General features: G+C 66.4%; 12 protein-coding genes. 3 read left to right on the top strand and 9 right to left on the bottom strand.

The window, feature by feature from the left end; translation table 11 throughout:
* Positions 1–47 precede the first annotated feature (47 nt).
* The 3 genes from CA236_RS07935 to CA236_RS07925 all read right to left on the bottom strand — a co-directional run bounded on the left by CA236_RS07935 (position 48) and on the right by CA236_RS07925 (position 4,943).
* Positions 48–2,159: a tetratricopeptide repeat protein gene (locus CA236_RS07935; RefSeq protein WP_125945197.1), complete on the bottom strand. Its 2,112-nt coding sequence runs from the start codon at positions 2,157–2,159 to the stop codon at positions 48–50.
* Positions 2,152–3,480, bottom strand: coding sequence for a sigma 54-interacting transcriptional regulator (locus CA236_RS07930; RefSeq protein ID WP_241212570.1), 1,329 nt, complete (start codon positions 3,478–3,480; stop codon positions 2,152–2,154). The genes CA236_RS07935 and CA236_RS07930 overlap by 8 nt, the downstream gene beginning before the upstream one ends.
* A gap of 74 nt (positions 3,481–3,554) precedes the next feature.
* Positions 3,555–4,943, bottom strand: coding sequence for a TIGR03013 family XrtA/PEP-CTERM system glycosyltransferase (locus tag CA236_RS07925; RefSeq protein ID WP_125945196.1), 1,389 nt, complete (start codon positions 4,941–4,943; stop codon positions 3,555–3,557).
* Positions 4,944–5,139: 196 nt separating this feature from the next.
* Here CA236_RS07925 and CA236_RS07920 point away from each other — a divergent pair, with 196 nt between their 5' ends.
* A complete protein-coding gene (locus CA236_RS07920; protein ID WP_125945195.1) occupies positions 5,140–6,186 on the top strand; it encodes a mannose-1-phosphate guanylyltransferase/mannose-6-phosphate isomerase in 1,047 nt (348 codons plus the stop codon).
* A gap of 70 nt (positions 6,187–6,256) precedes the next feature.
* Here CA236_RS07920 and CA236_RS07915 read toward each other — a convergent pair whose 3' ends face one another.
* The 6 genes from CA236_RS07915 to queF form a co-directional block, all read right to left on the bottom strand.
* Positions 6,257–6,613: a GntR family transcriptional regulator gene (locus CA236_RS07915; protein WP_046408419.1), complete on the bottom strand. Its 357-nt coding sequence runs from the start codon at positions 6,611–6,613 to the stop codon at positions 6,257–6,259.
* Positions 6,614–6,716: 103 nt separating this feature from the next.
* A complete protein-coding gene (locus CA236_RS07910) occupies positions 6,717–8,003 on the bottom strand; it encodes a homoserine dehydrogenase (protein ID WP_125945194.1) in 1,287 nt (428 codons plus the stop codon).
* A gap of 106 nt (positions 8,004–8,109) precedes the next feature.
* Complete coding sequence (locus tag CA236_RS07905; RefSeq protein ID WP_125945193.1) at positions 8,110–8,397, bottom strand: PspC domain-containing protein; 288 nt, start codon at positions 8,395–8,397, stop codon at positions 8,110–8,112.
* Positions 8,398–8,585: 188 nt separating this feature from the next.
* A complete protein-coding gene (locus tag CA236_RS07900; RefSeq protein WP_046408423.1) occupies positions 8,586–9,869 on the bottom strand; it encodes a glycoside hydrolase family 130 protein in 1,284 nt (427 codons plus the stop codon).
* A 55-nt stretch (positions 9,870–9,924) separates the two neighbouring features.
* Complete coding sequence (locus CA236_RS07895) at positions 9,925–12,192, bottom strand: glycosyltransferase family 4 protein (protein WP_046408424.1); 2,268 nt, start codon at positions 12,190–12,192, stop codon at positions 9,925–9,927.
* Between the two features lie 124 nt (positions 12,193–12,316).
* A complete protein-coding gene (queF, locus tag CA236_RS07890) occupies positions 12,317–12,760 on the bottom strand; it encodes a preQ(1) synthase (protein ID WP_046408426.1) in 444 nt (147 codons plus the stop codon).
* 105 nt (positions 12,761–12,865) lie between these two features.
* Between queF and CA236_RS07885 the strand changes: the two genes are divergently transcribed.
* A complete protein-coding gene (locus tag CA236_RS07885) occupies positions 12,866–13,702 on the top strand; it encodes a sulfurtransferase (RefSeq protein WP_125945192.1) in 837 nt (278 codons plus the stop codon).
* Positions 13,660–14,922 carry a cystathionine beta-lyase gene (gene metC, locus CA236_RS07880; protein WP_125945191.1) on the top strand — a complete coding sequence of 421 codons (1,263 nt, stop codon included), beginning with the start codon at positions 13,660–13,662 and terminating at the stop codon, positions 14,920–14,922. Before CA236_RS07885 ends, metC begins: the two co-directional genes overlap by 43 nt.
* Positions 14,923–14,929 lie beyond the last annotated feature (7 nt).

Genomic DNA, 14,929 nt, shown 5'->3' with positions numbered 1-14,929 from the left:
CTGCCCGCTGCTACGATCGCCGCGTTGGCGGCGCAATGCCGCGTCGCTCAGCCGCTGATCGCCCGCAGCAGCGCCTGCGCCGCGGCGCGCTGCGAAAAGCGGGCGTCTCCCAGCAGCTGGCGCAGCAGCCGCTGCGCCGCCGCCTTGTCGCCCGCCTCCGCCAGCACCTGCGCCTGATGCCAGCGGACCTCCGGCACATCGGGTGCCAGCGCCACCGCCTTGGCGAACAATTGCCGCGCCCCCTCCAGGTCGCCGTTCTCGTACAGCGCCCAGCCATAGGCATCGGCAACGCCGGGATTCATCGGCAACAAGGCGTAGGCGCGCCGGGCAAAGGATAATCCGGTCCTTGGGTCGCCCGCCTCGGTATGGGCGCGCGCCAGTTGCGCCAGGACGAACGCGTCGCGTTGCGCGCCCGCACCGCGCAGCGTCTCCAGCGTGGCGGCGGCCGATTCCCACTCACCGCTTGCCACCTGCAGGTTCGCCAGCAGGCGATAGGCCGGCAGCGCCTGCGGATTTTGCGACAGGTACAAGGTCAGCGCCGCCGCGCCGTCACGCAGCCGGCCGGTGCGCGCGGTCGCCTCCGACAGGCGGAGCAAGGCCGGACCGTCGAACCTCAGGTCAGCGGCCAGTCGGTACCGCTCCATTGCCGCCGCCCATTGGTTCGTCGCGGCGCGGGCGTCCCCCGCCAGCAATTGGGCGTCCGCCGCACCCGGCGACACATTGGCCACCGCCTCCGCCGCGCGCACTGCCGCGCCGGGGTCGCCCTCCTCCAGCAGGCTGCGCACATATGTCACCGCCAAGGCGGGGTCTTCAGGCTCGCGCGCCACCGCTGCCGCCGCCGCAGCCACCCCTGTATCGCTCGCGAACGGCGCCGGTTCGCCGATCGTCGGGCGGCTCGCACGATCCAGGTAGCGAGCGGCCCAGTCACGTTCCCCGTTCGCCTCGAAGGCTCTGGCGACCAGCATCAATGTGTAGCTGTCCGCATCCGCGCGCAACGCCATCGGCCGCAGGATATCAAGGGCACCGCGCACGTCACCGGAACGCAACAACGAGGCGCCGAGCAGGCGCCGCGCGACAAGGTTCATCGGCTGTCGGCCGACGATCTCCCGAAAACTGACGACGGCCTGCTCATAGGCACCATCGGCATACGCCAGCAGCCCCGCCAGCATGACCACCCCGGGCACCTCGACGCCGGCATCGCCGATCTTCGACAGCATGGCGCGCGTCAGGTCACGCTTGCCCGCCCGCGCGGCAAGCACCGCCTGCAGGTACAGGGCCGGGACGTTGCCGGGCCGCGCTGCCAGCGCCTTCCTGCTCGCGTCGAGCATGATGGCGTAGCGCCCGGCGTCTCCGGCCGTGGCGGCATATTCGATCAGTGCCGGATAATAATAAGCGTCGGCCTCCAGCGCGCGGGCAAACCACGGCAGGGCCGCCACAAGGCCATATCGGCTGCGGATCACCTGCCCGGCCGTCACGATCGCGCTCAGGTTCGATGGATCGATCGTCAACGCCGCCCGGGCCGCCGCCTCCGCGCCAAGGACATCGCCCGCATCCATGCGCAGGCGGGCCAAATCGCTAAAGGCCTTGCTGTCGCGGGGATTGGCACGAGTCACGGCGATCAGCAGCGCGCTTGCCGCGGCGGGATCGCCATTGGCGGCCAGCGCGCGGGCGCGAACCCGCTGTCCGTCTGCCGCGAATGCTCCCGCCACCCGACCCGCGGTTGCCAATGCGCGATCGGCATCCCCCTGCAGCAGATAGGCTTCCGCAAACAGATGCCTCACCTGCCCGGCGGGCATTCCGGCCGAAACAGCGCGGCTGAAGGCCGCCTCTGCCGCCGCCCCGTTTTCCATCAGCAGGTCGACCTGGCCGAGCAGCACGTTGGAACGGGCTTGCTCGCTTCCGGTCACCGCGACGAGCGCGTGGTTTCGCGCCGCGCTGTAATTGCCGCGCTTGAGGGCCGCGATGCCGTCCGCATAGGCGCGCGCCGGATCGGGGGCACTCGCCCGCCGGGCAAGCATGACGAGCCCCCCCAGCACCAGCGCCGCAAGCAGCAGCACCGCGACCACGCGACGCGAGACAACACGTACGCGGCTTCGCGTGCCCGTCGACCTGCGCCGCCGCCGGCGCAGCATGGGATAGCGTGCGCTCACTTCATGCATGCAGGTCGTAGCTCTTCAGCAGGTCATACAATGTCGGGCGGCTGACGCCCAGCAGCCTCGCGGTTTGCGAGATGTTGCCTTCGGTACGTGCCAGCGCCCGGCGGATGGCATCGCGATCGGCTGCCTCGCGCGCAGCGCGCAGGCTGGTCGGCCGCTCGGCCCCTTTGACTAGGTCCAGGTCCGCCGACGTGATCAGACGCGCGTCAGCCATGATGATGGCGCGTTTGATCCGATTCTCAAGCTCGCGCACATTGCCCGGCCAGTCATGGGCATCGATCGCCGCAATGGCGTCGGCGGCGAGCCCGCGTACCGCTGGATTCATCACGGGCGCGAACTTTGCCACGAAATGCCGCGCGAGCAACAGGGCATCGCCCGGCCGCTTCGCCAGCGGAGGGATCGCCACGACAATCTGCGCCAGCCGATAATATAAATCCTCCCGGAACTGGCCGTCGGCGACCATCTGGTCGATGTCGCGGTGGGTGGCACAGACGATCCGCGTGTCGACCAGGATAGGGCGCCGCCCGCCGATCCGCTCGATCGCATGTTCCTGAAGGAAGCGGAGCAGCTTGACCTGCAACGGCAGCGGCACATCGCCAATCTCGTCCAGGAACAGCGTCCCGCCTGCCGCCTGCTCGATCTTACCTGGCATCGTACGGATCGCGCCGGTGAACGCACCCTTTTCGTGGCCGAATAGCTCGCTTTCCAGCAACGTGTCGGGAATCGCGGCGCAGTTGATCGCGACAAAAGCACCCTTGGCGCGCGGCGAGGCGGCGTGGAGATGCAGCGCCAGCAATTCCTTCCCCGTGCCGCTCGCACCCGACAGCAGAACCGATACGTCGGTGCGTGCGATGCGGCTCACCGTCCGCAGCACCTGCGTCATTTCGGGGGCGGCAGTGATCACACCGCTGTCACCACCAGCCTCCTCTCCCCCGCCCGCTGCGGCGGACGCCGCCGCGTGAAGCGCGTGAACATCAAACGCACGCGCGACGATCTGGCGAAGCGCCTGCGGATCAACCGGCAGATAGCACACGTCCCACGCCCCGGCCGCGACCGCCGCCCGCGCGACCGCGTAAGACTCGGCCGGGCAGATCACGATGACCTTCAACGTCGGACGCGCTTGAAGAAGCGCGTCGATCAGCTCGGGATCGCCAGCGTCATCACCAGCCTCCAGCATCGCGCCGTCGATGACCGCGACGCCGGTCGGCGTCGTCGCTACCAGCTCGACCGAACACGCACCCGTCGTCCCAAGGTGAACTGGCCAGGATGCGAGCGCGCCGATCACCGGCTCGAACCCCGCGGGGTCCGCGGTGGCGCACAACAATGCTGGCCGCTCCTTACCCGCGGACGCACTCGCCGAGGCCGAGTTATCTGCCGGGGCGGCCGAGATGCGGCCGCTCACCGGGCGCCCGACGGCCAGAGGACGACCCGCAAGGTTTGCAGCAGGATCAGCAGATCGAGGAAGGGGGAGTAATTCTTGGCGTAATAGAGGTCATATTCCAGCTTATGCCGCGCATCCTCGATCGAGGCACCATAGGGATAGTTGATCTGCGCCCAGCCCGTGATCCCCGGTTTCACCATGTGACGCTCGGCATAATAAGGCAGCTGCTGTTCCAGTTCGGCGACGAACTGCGGGCGCTCCGGGCGCGGGCCGACGAAGCTCATCTCGCCCTTCAGCACGCTCCAGCATTGCGGCAATTCGTCGATCCGGACCTTGCGGATGAAGCGGCCGATGCGCGTCACCCGCGGATCGCGCTCCTGCGCCCAGACCGCGGTGCCGGCGGCTTCGGCATCCTGCCGCATCGAGCGCAGCTTCGGGATGTCAAAGGGCTCATTGTACAGGCCGACCCGACGCTGACGATAGAAGGCCGGACCGCGGCTCTCGAGCCGGATGGCCAGCGCGGTCACTAGGATAAGCGGCCCCGCGATCAGCAACAGCAGCGAACTCACCACAATGTCGAACGCGCGCTTGGCGACGCCGGACAACATGCGCCCGGACGAGAAGCCGTCGGAAAAGATCAACCAGGACGGGTTGAGGCTGGCCAGATCGATCCGACCGGTCTCGCGCTCGAGGAAGGTGGAATAGTCGCTGACGTGCACGCCCGTCGTCTTGACCCGCAGCAGATCCTTGAGCGGGAGCGCCTTCCGCCGTTCTTCAATGGCAAGAACCACTTCCGTCGCGCGTCGCTCGACCACAAACGCCGCAAGGTTCGCGATATCGGCGCGCGGCACGGCATCTTCCACCTCCCGCGCCCCCTCGCTCATCGCAACCACGCCGGCAATGACGAAGCTGGCGCCATTTGCCTGTTCCAGCTGTCGCAAGCGCGCCGCGCGTGATCCGGCGCCCAGCACGATGATCCGGCGGCGGAATCGCTCGCCGCCCAGGATGCGCAGAAAAAGCAGCCGCGCCGCGACCAGGCCGGCGATGGAGAACAGCATGGCGTAGAACAGGCTCGACCGCCAGAAGCTGACCGAGGGCATGAAGAAATAGAGCAAGCTGAGGAAAATCACGCCGACGCACACGGCGACGATCAGCCGCATGACCGCCTGCCGGACGGAGACTAGGACGTCGGCATGATAGGCGCCAACCGCCACCATCGCCGCGAACAAGGGGATCGCGAAAGCGAAAAGCGCTGGCACGCGCGTGGTCACGGCACCTGGCAGCATGTCCAGCTGCGCCGTCCGCACCAGCCAGCCGAGTTCGGCCGCGAACAGCAGGATGACGAAGTCGATCAGGCCGACCAGCGCCACCGCATTGGGCACATAATGTTTGAAAATCCTGATCATGCCCGCGCTCGCCGATCGGTGTAAGGAAATCCGACAGGATCGTGTCGCAGCAAATGACAAAGAAAGGCTGAATACGGAAGCGCGTGGATCGATTTCCCCGGATGTGCATTGAAGCGCAGGGGAAGCTTCCGCTTACCGTTCGTCTGCCGCGCCCCTGACCGGCGGACCATCACCATCTGCAAAGGAAACAGCGCGCATGTCGCCAATCGTTCCCGTGATCCTGTCTGGCGGATCGGGCACGCGCTTATGGCCGATGTCCACGTCGGACCGTCCCAAGCAGATGCTGCCCCTGACCGCCGACCAAACCATGCTGCAACTGACCGCGCTGCGCGCGGTCGGTGATCGGTTCGCCTGCCCGATCGTGGTGGCGAACGTTCGCCACCTCGACATGATCGACAGTCAGTTGAGCGCCATCGGGTGCCGCCCGGAGTCGGTCATTCTTGAACCGCTCGGTCGAAACACTGCTCCTGCGATCGCGCTCGCCGCTCTATGCGCCAGCGATAGCGCCGCGCCGCTGCTGGTCATGCCATCGGACCATGTGATCCACGACGTCTCCGCCTTCCATGCCGCGATCGAGGCGGCACGCCCGATGGTGGAGGAGGGCTGGCTGGTCACTTTCGGCATCACCCCCGATGCGCCGGAAACGGGCTATGGCTATATCAAGGTTGGCACCCCCGTTGCGGAAGGAGTGCACCGCGTCGACCGTTTCGTGGAGAAGCCGCCGCGCGATGTGGCAGAAGCGATGCTCGCCTCGGGCGACCATGTGTGGAACGGCGGCATTTTCCTGTTCCGGGCCGATGCCTATCTTGATGCGCTCGCCCGTTTCGAACCAGCCATGCTGGATGCTGTCCGTCGTTCGCTGGCCGAGGGGGAACGGTCCGGCCCGCATATCCGACCGGCCGCCCAGGCCTTTGCGGACGCGCCCAACCAGTCGATCGACTATGCCGTGATGGAAAAATCCGACCAGGTCGCAGTCGTCCCCGTCGCCATGGGATGGAACGACGTCGGCAGTTGGGACGCGCTGCATTCGATCAGCACGTGCGACGAGGCGGGGAATGCGATCCGCGGCGAGGTGATCGCGCTCGATTCGTCCAACTGCATGGTGCGCACCGACGGTGCCCGCATTGCGATGGTCGGCGTCAAGGACCTGATCGTCGTGGCCTCGGGCAACGACATCCTGATCCTGCCGCGCGGCCGCAGCCAGGAAGTGAAGTCGCTGCTGGAGGCGATGCAGAACCGATGAGGGTGGGGGGTGCCGGCGGCTGTCCGGCACCGATGACTTGGGCGCTTTACCGCTCAAGAGGCGCGCGCGCTCAGACCTCCTGATCGGCCAGCAGTGCGGCGGGGTCGAGATCCAGCAACTCGATATAGGCTCGGATCCGCGGCCATTGCTGGGTGACGAACATGTCGCGCTCGGCCACGCGCAGTCGATCCGCCGCCCCCGGCAGCACGAACATACCGACTCCGCGCCGAACCTCGACATAGCCGGCGTCCTGGAACGACTGATAGGCCTTGGCCACCGTCAGCGGGTTCGCGCCATGTTCGGCGGCAAGCGCTCGAACCGACGGCAATTGATCCCCGGCCCGATAATCGCCGCGCAGGATCGCGGCGGCGATCGTGCCACGCAGTCGAATATAGACCGGGCTGTCTTCGTTGCTCAGCGCTGTCATGCTGCCTTAATACAGCAAAAGAGCAGACAGATCGAGCCTTAACCGACGCGATCCGGGTGAACGCACCGTCAGCCTGTCCCGCTTTACCCGCCAACGGCGTGGATCAATCGAGAATGTGCATCCACAAGGGCTCACCGGCGAGGCTCTGCGAACCCCGTAGGCGCTCCAGCGCCGCTTCGATGTGCGCATCAGGCGCTTCATGCGTCACGATCACGACCAGCGCGGTGCCTTCAACCGGCACGGCGCGCTGAATCAGGCTCTCGATCGAGACACCGGCATCTCGCATCGCCGCGGCGATTTCCGCCAGCACGCCGACCCGATCAGCCACCGCGAAGCGCAGATAGGCGCGTCCACGTTGCGCCCCCGCGGCTGCGGGCGCGACTTCGGCCAGCGCGGCGACCGGCATCGCATACGGCGGGCCGGCCTCGCCGCGCGCAATGTCGATCAGGTCAGCGACGACGGCGCTCGCCGTCGGGCCGTCGCCCGCGCCGGCACCCTGGAACAACAGGCGACCGACGAAATTGCCCTCTGCAACGACGGCGTTGGTCGAACCGGTGACATGCGCCAGCGGATGGGCGTGCGGGACGAGATGCGCATGGACACGCTGGAACAGGCCGCTCGCATCGGCCTGCGCCATGCCGACCAGTCGAACCCGATAGCCAAGCGCCTCGGCCTCCGCGACATCCGCCGCGGTGACGTTTCGGATGCCGCCGATCGCAACATCGGCGAACGCCGGCCGCGTGCCAAAGGCGATGGTGGAAAGGATCGACAATTTGTGCGCGGCATCGACGCCATCGATGTCGAAGGACGGATCGGATTCGGCAAAGCCGAGCGCCTGGGCATCGGCCAGCACGTCGCCAAAGTCGCGTCCTTCCGATTCCATCTTGCTCAGGATGAAATTGCAGGTGCCGTTGAGGATGCCATAGACGCGCGACACCGCATTGGCGGCCATCCCCTCGCGCAGCCCCTTGATGACAGGGATCCCGCCCGCCACCGCGGCCTCGAACTTCAACGGAACGCGCGCGGCCTCCGCCATCTCCGCCAGTTCGGCACCGTGATGCGCAAGCATCGCCTTGTTCGCGGTCACGAACCCCTTGCCACCGCCAAGCGTCGCGCGGGCGAGCGCCAGTGCCGGGCCATCGGCCCCGCCGACCAGTTCGACCACCACATCCGCGTCGCAGCGGGCAAGCGCGGTGGTATCGTCCACCCACTCATAGCCGCTGACATCAACACCGCGGTCCTTGGTGCGGTCACGGGCGGACACGGCAACGATCTCGATCGGCCGGCCCGCGCGCCGCGCGATCAACTCGCGATTGGTCTCCAGCACCCGGATCACCCCGCCACCGACGGTCCCCAATCCTGCCAAAGCCACTCGCAACGCTGTCGTCATGACTACCCCTTTCCTCAAGCCGGTCGGCCTAAGCGGTCAGAGCGGGCGTGTCGACTGTCACGAGCAGTGGCGCAGCCCGAGCCTTCCTCGGCCGCGCCACCCGCGATCAGGCAGCCTTGGCGAATAGCTGCTCATCCTCCAGCGCCGCCTGGTCCTGCGCGATCACCGGCACGTGCGGAGCGACAGCGAACCGCGGCCGCACCAGGATGCGCGAGATCAACACCCCGGCGCCCAGAACGAAATAGAGGGTGACGATCGCAACCGGCTGAAGCACGAACGAAGCACCCAGCGCCAGTCGCAACCACAAGGGGTTGAAGCCGAAATCCTCTCCCACCGCATTGCAGATGCCCAGCAGATTGTCCTTGGGGGCTGCGCGCGAAGAAACGTCGGTCATCATGTCTGCTCCGGTAATATGCAGGCGAACCGCCTGTTACCGGACGCATTGCAGCCGCCGTGCCAATTACCGGACACAAGCAAATACAATGACTTAGGCCTGGACAGACGATAACAAGCCGCCAGGAAGCAGGATCATCCGCCAATTCGTGGCAAAGCGCGCCGACCCTGCGGCAAGCAGTCGCCAACTCACATCAGCGACAGCAGCTTCTCGATCTCGACGAAGGCGAAGCCGACCGAACTGTCGGCGATGCCATAGGGGATGAACAGCTTGTCCCCATGGCGCATCGCCCCACAGGTGTAGACGACATTGGGCACATAGCCCTCGCGATCCTGATCGGCAGCGGCCAGGATCGGCTCGCGCGTGCGCCCGATCACCTTGGAAGGATCGTTCTTGTCGAGCAGCGCGGCGCCGATCGAATATTTGCGCATCGCGCCCACACCATGGGTGAGCAGGAGCCAGCCTTCATCGACCTCGATCGGCGGACCGCAATTGCCGATCTGCACAAGCTCCCAAGGATAGACCGGCGTCAGGATCAGTTCGCCGTCGTCCCAATGATCCAGCCGATCGGAACGGAGCAGGTAGAGGTTCTCACCGTCCTGGCGCCCGATCGACAGATATTCGCCGTTCACCGTGCGCGGGAACAGCGCGATTCCCTTGTTGCGCGCCGCACTCCCGGTCATCGGCACCAGATCGAAGGCGCGAAAATCGCGCGTGCGCATCAGCTCCGACTGAATTCTCGCGCCATTATAGGCGGTATAGGTGCCGAGCCACTCCTGCGATCCATCCTCATGGGTGAAATGCACCAGCCGCAGGTCCTCGAGTCCCTTCGACTGTGCCTCGGTAATCGGGAAGATCACCGTACCGGACAGCGTCGAATCGCGATCACGGTGCACGGTCACGGGGCCACTCGGCATCTCCGGCCCATCGATGCCATAGGCATCCGCGGCCGTGGCAAAGGGCGGCTCGGGCGCCAGGATCAGCTCATTCTCGTCCGTGATGATGCCTTCGCGGAAGGCGACGGAGGAAATATGCCCCTCCCCCACTGCGCGAAGGCTCATCAGGATGCGCTGCGACCCTTCGGGCATGCCCGACTGGTCGTAATGTGGAACGGCGCTGGGGTTCATCAGCGCCGCGGCCGCATAGCTGTATTCGTGGCAGAAATAGGCACCGATCAACTGCCGCTTTTCGTCGCCAAGCGCGCTGTCGTCGATCCCGTGGGTCTCCGCAATCTCGCGATAGCGGGTCAGGAACACGCGCCGCGTCTGCCAGTGACGCGCCTCGAAATCGCGCAGGACAAGGCTCAATTGCTCGCTCGCCTCGACCGCTGACATCGCCAGCACTTCGTCGATCATGCGCTGCGCACGGCTTTGCCCCTGCCCGTTCAGGGCAGTGCTCGAAATATGAAACGGGCGTACCACGACGCGAGACGGATCGGCATGCAGCCGGAGCCGGTGATTGTACAAGTCCAAGAGAAAAAGGCCTCGCGTTGCGGTCCGTTGGTCGACGCCGTGGAAAAGCGGTGACTTAAGCGACGGCGCGGCCCGTCCCTGCCACGCTTGGGGCCACCTTTGAAAGCCCCGAAATCGCGCAGCTGGACAATTGCAGCGCGAGGATCGACTCGGCACCCTGATTGCGGTTGAGCCCGGTCGGCATTAGGCCGTCAAAACAACCGCCGTCATGGACCGACGCCAGCGGCAGATCGAGGTCGTTGAGACCAAGGTACCAGCCATAGGCGCGCTCCGCCTCGATCCGCCATTTCTCGTCACGCGTCGCGCTATACGCCGCGCAACAGGCCTCGATCGTCGCCTGCGCCTCCAGCGGCTGCTGGTCGAACGGCAACGGCGCCTCATAGGCGCGCCCGAAACTCTCCGATCCCACCGCGCGGAAGCGCCCTTCCGGGCTCTTCTGCTGCGAGATGATCCAGTCAAGCGTCTCGAGGCCGGTCTCCACCACCTCCGGACGGCCCAGCGCCTTGCCCGCGCGGATCAAAGCTTCGGGCAGGCGGGCGTTGTCATACGCCAGCACCACTTCGAACCACACCCAGTCCGGGCGGCGCGCCGTGTCGAGCAGCGCCATATGCTCGTCAGGGAAGCGCGACAGGATCGCATGTGCCAGTTGGTGTCCGGGCGACGCCTCCAACATCGCCGCCGCGCCCAGCATCGCAAACGATTGCGCGCGCGGGCTGCCCAGATCGAATGCCAGGCTCGCGGTCATGTCGAACATCATCGTCGCCCAGTCGCGATGCTTGCGCGTGCGCGCGTCGCGCGCCGTGACCCCCAGAGCCCACAGCGCGCGACCGTTCGAATCCTCCGAACCGGTCTCCTCACACCAGGTCCGGTCGAAGTTCATGAAATTGCGGAAGCGCCGCTTCTCCGGGTTCCAGGCATATTGGACGAAGGAGGCATAGACGGTCGTCCATTTGTCGCGCGTCGCCTCGTCCAGCGTGTCGATCGCGCTCATCAGGATCAGCGCGCGGGCATTGTCGTCGATGCAATAACCGTGGCGGCGATCAGGCACCGAATAGATCGAATGCTGCAGCATCCCGGTCGAATCGCTCATCCGTTCCACCGCCGCGATGTCGGGGGCGAGCGGATTGATCGGCGCGGGCGCACCGATCCGCTGCGGTCGACCGTCGATGATGCTCGCGATCTCGCTCATGGCGCGCTCCGCCAGCCGCGACCACGTCATGGTGCGGCCACGCTCATAGGCGCGCTGCGACAGACGGGTGCGATTACGCTCGCTGCCGAGGAGGTTGTTGATCTCGCGCGCGAACGCACCGACGTCGCGGAAATCGACCAGCACGCCATGCCCATCACCCAGGATCTCGGTCGCGTGCACATAGGGAGTGGAGATCACCGCCTTGCCGACGCCTACGGCGTAGGAAAGCGTCCCGCTCGTGATCTGCGCCGGATTCAGATAGGGCGTGACGTAGAGGTCGGCCGCCTGGAGATAGTCGATCAGCTCGTCATGTTCGACAAAGGCGTCGATGAAGGCGACATTGTCGCCGACGCCCTTCTCCGACGCGAGAGCACGCAGCGAATCGCGGTATCGCTCGCCCTCATGCGCGACAAGGTTCGGGTGCGTGGCTCCCAGCACGACGTACATCGCATCGGGATGCTGGCCGACCACTTCCGGCATCGCCTCAATGACTGTCTCGATCCCCTTGCCCGGCGCCAGCAGGCCAAAGGTCAGGATGATCTTGCGCCCTTCCCAGCCGAAGCGCGGCTTGAAGCTGTCGGGGTCGGCAAATTCGCGGTCGGGCACGCCATGCGGGATCATCACGATCGAACGCGGATTGGCGCCATAGACCCGAGTGAGGATGTCCACGCCGCGCTCCGCCATCACGATCACCTTGGACGCGCGCCGCAGCAGCCCCTCCATCACCGACCGCTCGTCCGCGCTGGGCTTCTCCAGCACGGTATGAAGCGTCACGATCAACGGCAACGTGGTGCGGTCGAGCAGCGCGAGGATGTGCTCACCCGCTGCACCGCCATAGATGCCATATTCGTGCTGGACCCAGATCGCCTGCGCGCCCGATTCCTCGATCTTGCGCGCCGTCTCCAGATAGGCGGACCGATCCTGCTGCGGGATCGTCCCCGTCACCGCGGCCGGATAATCGTACCGGCCGACATGATCATCCATCGCATAGACGTCCACGGAAAGATCCGGGAACCGGCTGATCATCGCATTGTAGGTATCGGTAGTGAAGGTCGCCAATCCGCATTTGCGCGGCAGGAAATTACCGATGAGGGCAATGCGCTTGATGCCGTCGAGTGCGACCGCCTGATTCATCTCACTTGCCTTCGCTGGTAGAAAGACGCCCTGTTCACAAAGCGTTCAACCCGCAACAACGGGCGAACCGCAGCTTGGTTGCGTTTTATGCTGCGGTGCAAGATGCGGAAGCTACCAATACCGTTCAGCCGCGCCCGCGGTACGATGGGACCCCCTGGTCCGGCACCCACAGCCCGGCCGGCGGGGCGGCGGTCTGCCAGAAAACATCGATCGGGATCCCGCCGCGTGGATACCAGTAACCGCCGATGCGCAGCCATACCGGGTTCATCTCGGCGACCAGCCGCTCGCCGATGCCAACGGTGCAATCCTCGTGAAAGGCCGCGTGATTGCGGAAGCTGCCGAGAAACAGCTTCAGCGACTTCGACTCGACGATCGTCTCGCCCGGCACATAATCGATCACCAGATGCGCGAAGTCCGGCTGTGCCGTCACCGGGCAGAGCGAAGTGAACTCCGGCGCCACGAAGCGGATCAGGTAATTGCGGCCGGGACGCGGGTTGGGAACATAGTCGAGCACCGCTTCTTCCGGAGCCTGGGGGAGCGGGGTGGCCTTGCCGAGATGGAGTGTCATGCGCCGCGAGATAGTGGCACCCGCGCGGCGGCGCCAGTTCCGGGGCATCGCTGCACCGCCACCGGCTGTTTCGACTTCGCACGGCCCGCTCGCTAAGGGAACGCCATGGACGCACTGGTTTCAACCGAATGGCTCGCCGCCGCAATCGCTGACCCCGACGTCAGGATCGCAGATTGCACGTGGTTCCTGCCCACCGAAGATCGCGATGCCGCCGCGGAATATGCGCAGGCGCACATCCCCGGCGCGGTCTTCCTCGACCTCGCCGAGATCGTCGATACCGACGCCGCCGCCCCCATGATGCTGCCCCCGCGCGAGAAATTCGTCAGCCGGCTCTCGCGGCTCGGCATTGGCGATGGCACGCGGATCATCCTGTACGATCAGTCGCCGCACCACACGGCGGCGCGCGGCTGGGCGATGCTGCGCAGCTTTGGGATCACCGACGTGGCGCTGCTCGACGGTGGCCTTGCCAAGTGGCGCGCCGAGGGGCGCCCGGTGATCAGCGAGGCCGCCCCGCCCAAGGCACGCCACCTCACCCCGCCAACGCAGGGCGCGCTGATCCGCACGCTCGCCGACATGAAGGATATCGTGGCGAACGGCAGCGAACAGATCCTCGACGCCCGCTCGCCCAGCCGCTTTGCTGGCGCAGAACCGGAACCGCGCCCGGGGGTGACACCGGGGCACATTCCGGGATCGATCAACCTTCCCTACACGCGGTTCTTCAACGACGATGGCACGTGGAAGCGCGGTGCCGAGCTCGCGCAGATCTTTGCCGATGACGGCATCGATCTCGATCGGCCGACCGTCGCCACCTGCGGATCGGGGGTCACCGCCTCGGTGATCGCCTTCGCCGGACACCTGCTTGGCCGCGAGATCGCCGTCTATGACGGCAGCTGGGCGGAATGGGGCGCCGACCCGACGACGCCGAAGGAAACCGGACAGTGAGCGCCGATCGCTTGGACGACGATCACGAGGGCAACCACAAACCGATCGGCGATGCCACCCGCGTCGTAAATGCCGGCCGACGGCCGGAATGGACGCAGGGCGTGGTCAATCCGCCGGTTTGGCGCGCGTCGACTCACCTCTACGATACGGTGGGCGATCTGCGCGCCGCCGGCGGGCGCGACACGCACCATCGCCTGTTCTACGGCCGACGCGGCGCGCCGACGCAATGGAGCCTTGCCGAGGCGCTGACCGAGCTGGAGCCCGGGGCGGAGGCGACGTTCCTCTACCCCTCCGGCGTAGCGGCGATCGCGGCGGCGCTTCTGTCGGTGCTGTCGCCCGGCGACGAATTGCTGCTCACCGATTCGGCCTATGATCCCACGCGGTCGATGGCGACCGGCCTGCTGAAGCGTTTCGGCATCAGCACGCGCTTCTACGATCCGCTGATCGGTGCCGGGATCGCCGACCTTGTCGGTGAGCGCACGCGGGCGATCTTCATGGAAAGCCCAGGCAGCCTCACCTTCGAGGTGCAGGACGTACCCGCCATCGTCGCTGCCGCCAGGGCGCGCGGCGTCACCACATTGCTCGACAATACCTGGGCCACGCCGCTGCATTTCCGCGCGATCGAACAGGGCGTCGACCTGTCGATCCTCGCCTGCACCAAATATGTGGTCGGCCATTCCGACGTGATGCTGGGCAGCGTCACCGCGACCGCGCCGCACTGGCGAAAGCTGCGCGAGACGAGCTTCCAATTGGGCCAGGTGGTCAGCCCCGACGATGCCTGGCTCGGCTCACGCGGGCTGCGCACCATGGCCGTGCGCCTCGCCCATCATCAGGCCAGCGCGCTGAAGATCGCGCAATGGCTGGAGGGCCGGCCGGAGGTCGACCGGGTGCTGCACCCGGCGCTGCCGTCGTGCCCGGGGCACGGCATCTTCACGCGCGATTTTCGCGGGTCGAGCGGCCTGTTCTCGTTCGTGCTCGCCGGCGGCGACGAGGCGGCACGCGCCGCGCTGATCGACGGCCTGCGGCATTTCGGGATCGGCTATTCGTGGGGCGGGTTCGAGAGCCTGGCGATCCCGGTCGACCCGGGCAATTATCGCACGGCGACACGGCCGGACTTCGCCGGCCCCCTCGTGCGGCTGCAGATCGGGCTGGAGGACAGCGACGATCTGATCGCCGACCTCGCGGCCGGCTTGGAGCGATTCGCCGCCGTCCGGGGCTGACCCGGAC

The organism is Sphingomonas sp. ABOLG, assembly GCF_003950435.1.
GTDB lineage: Bacteria > Pseudomonadota > Alphaproteobacteria > Sphingomonadales > Sphingomonadaceae > Sphingomonas > Sphingomonas panaciterrae.
The sequence above is the reverse complement of the archived record's forward strand: the minus strand, read 5'-3'. Positions and strand labels throughout refer to the sequence as shown.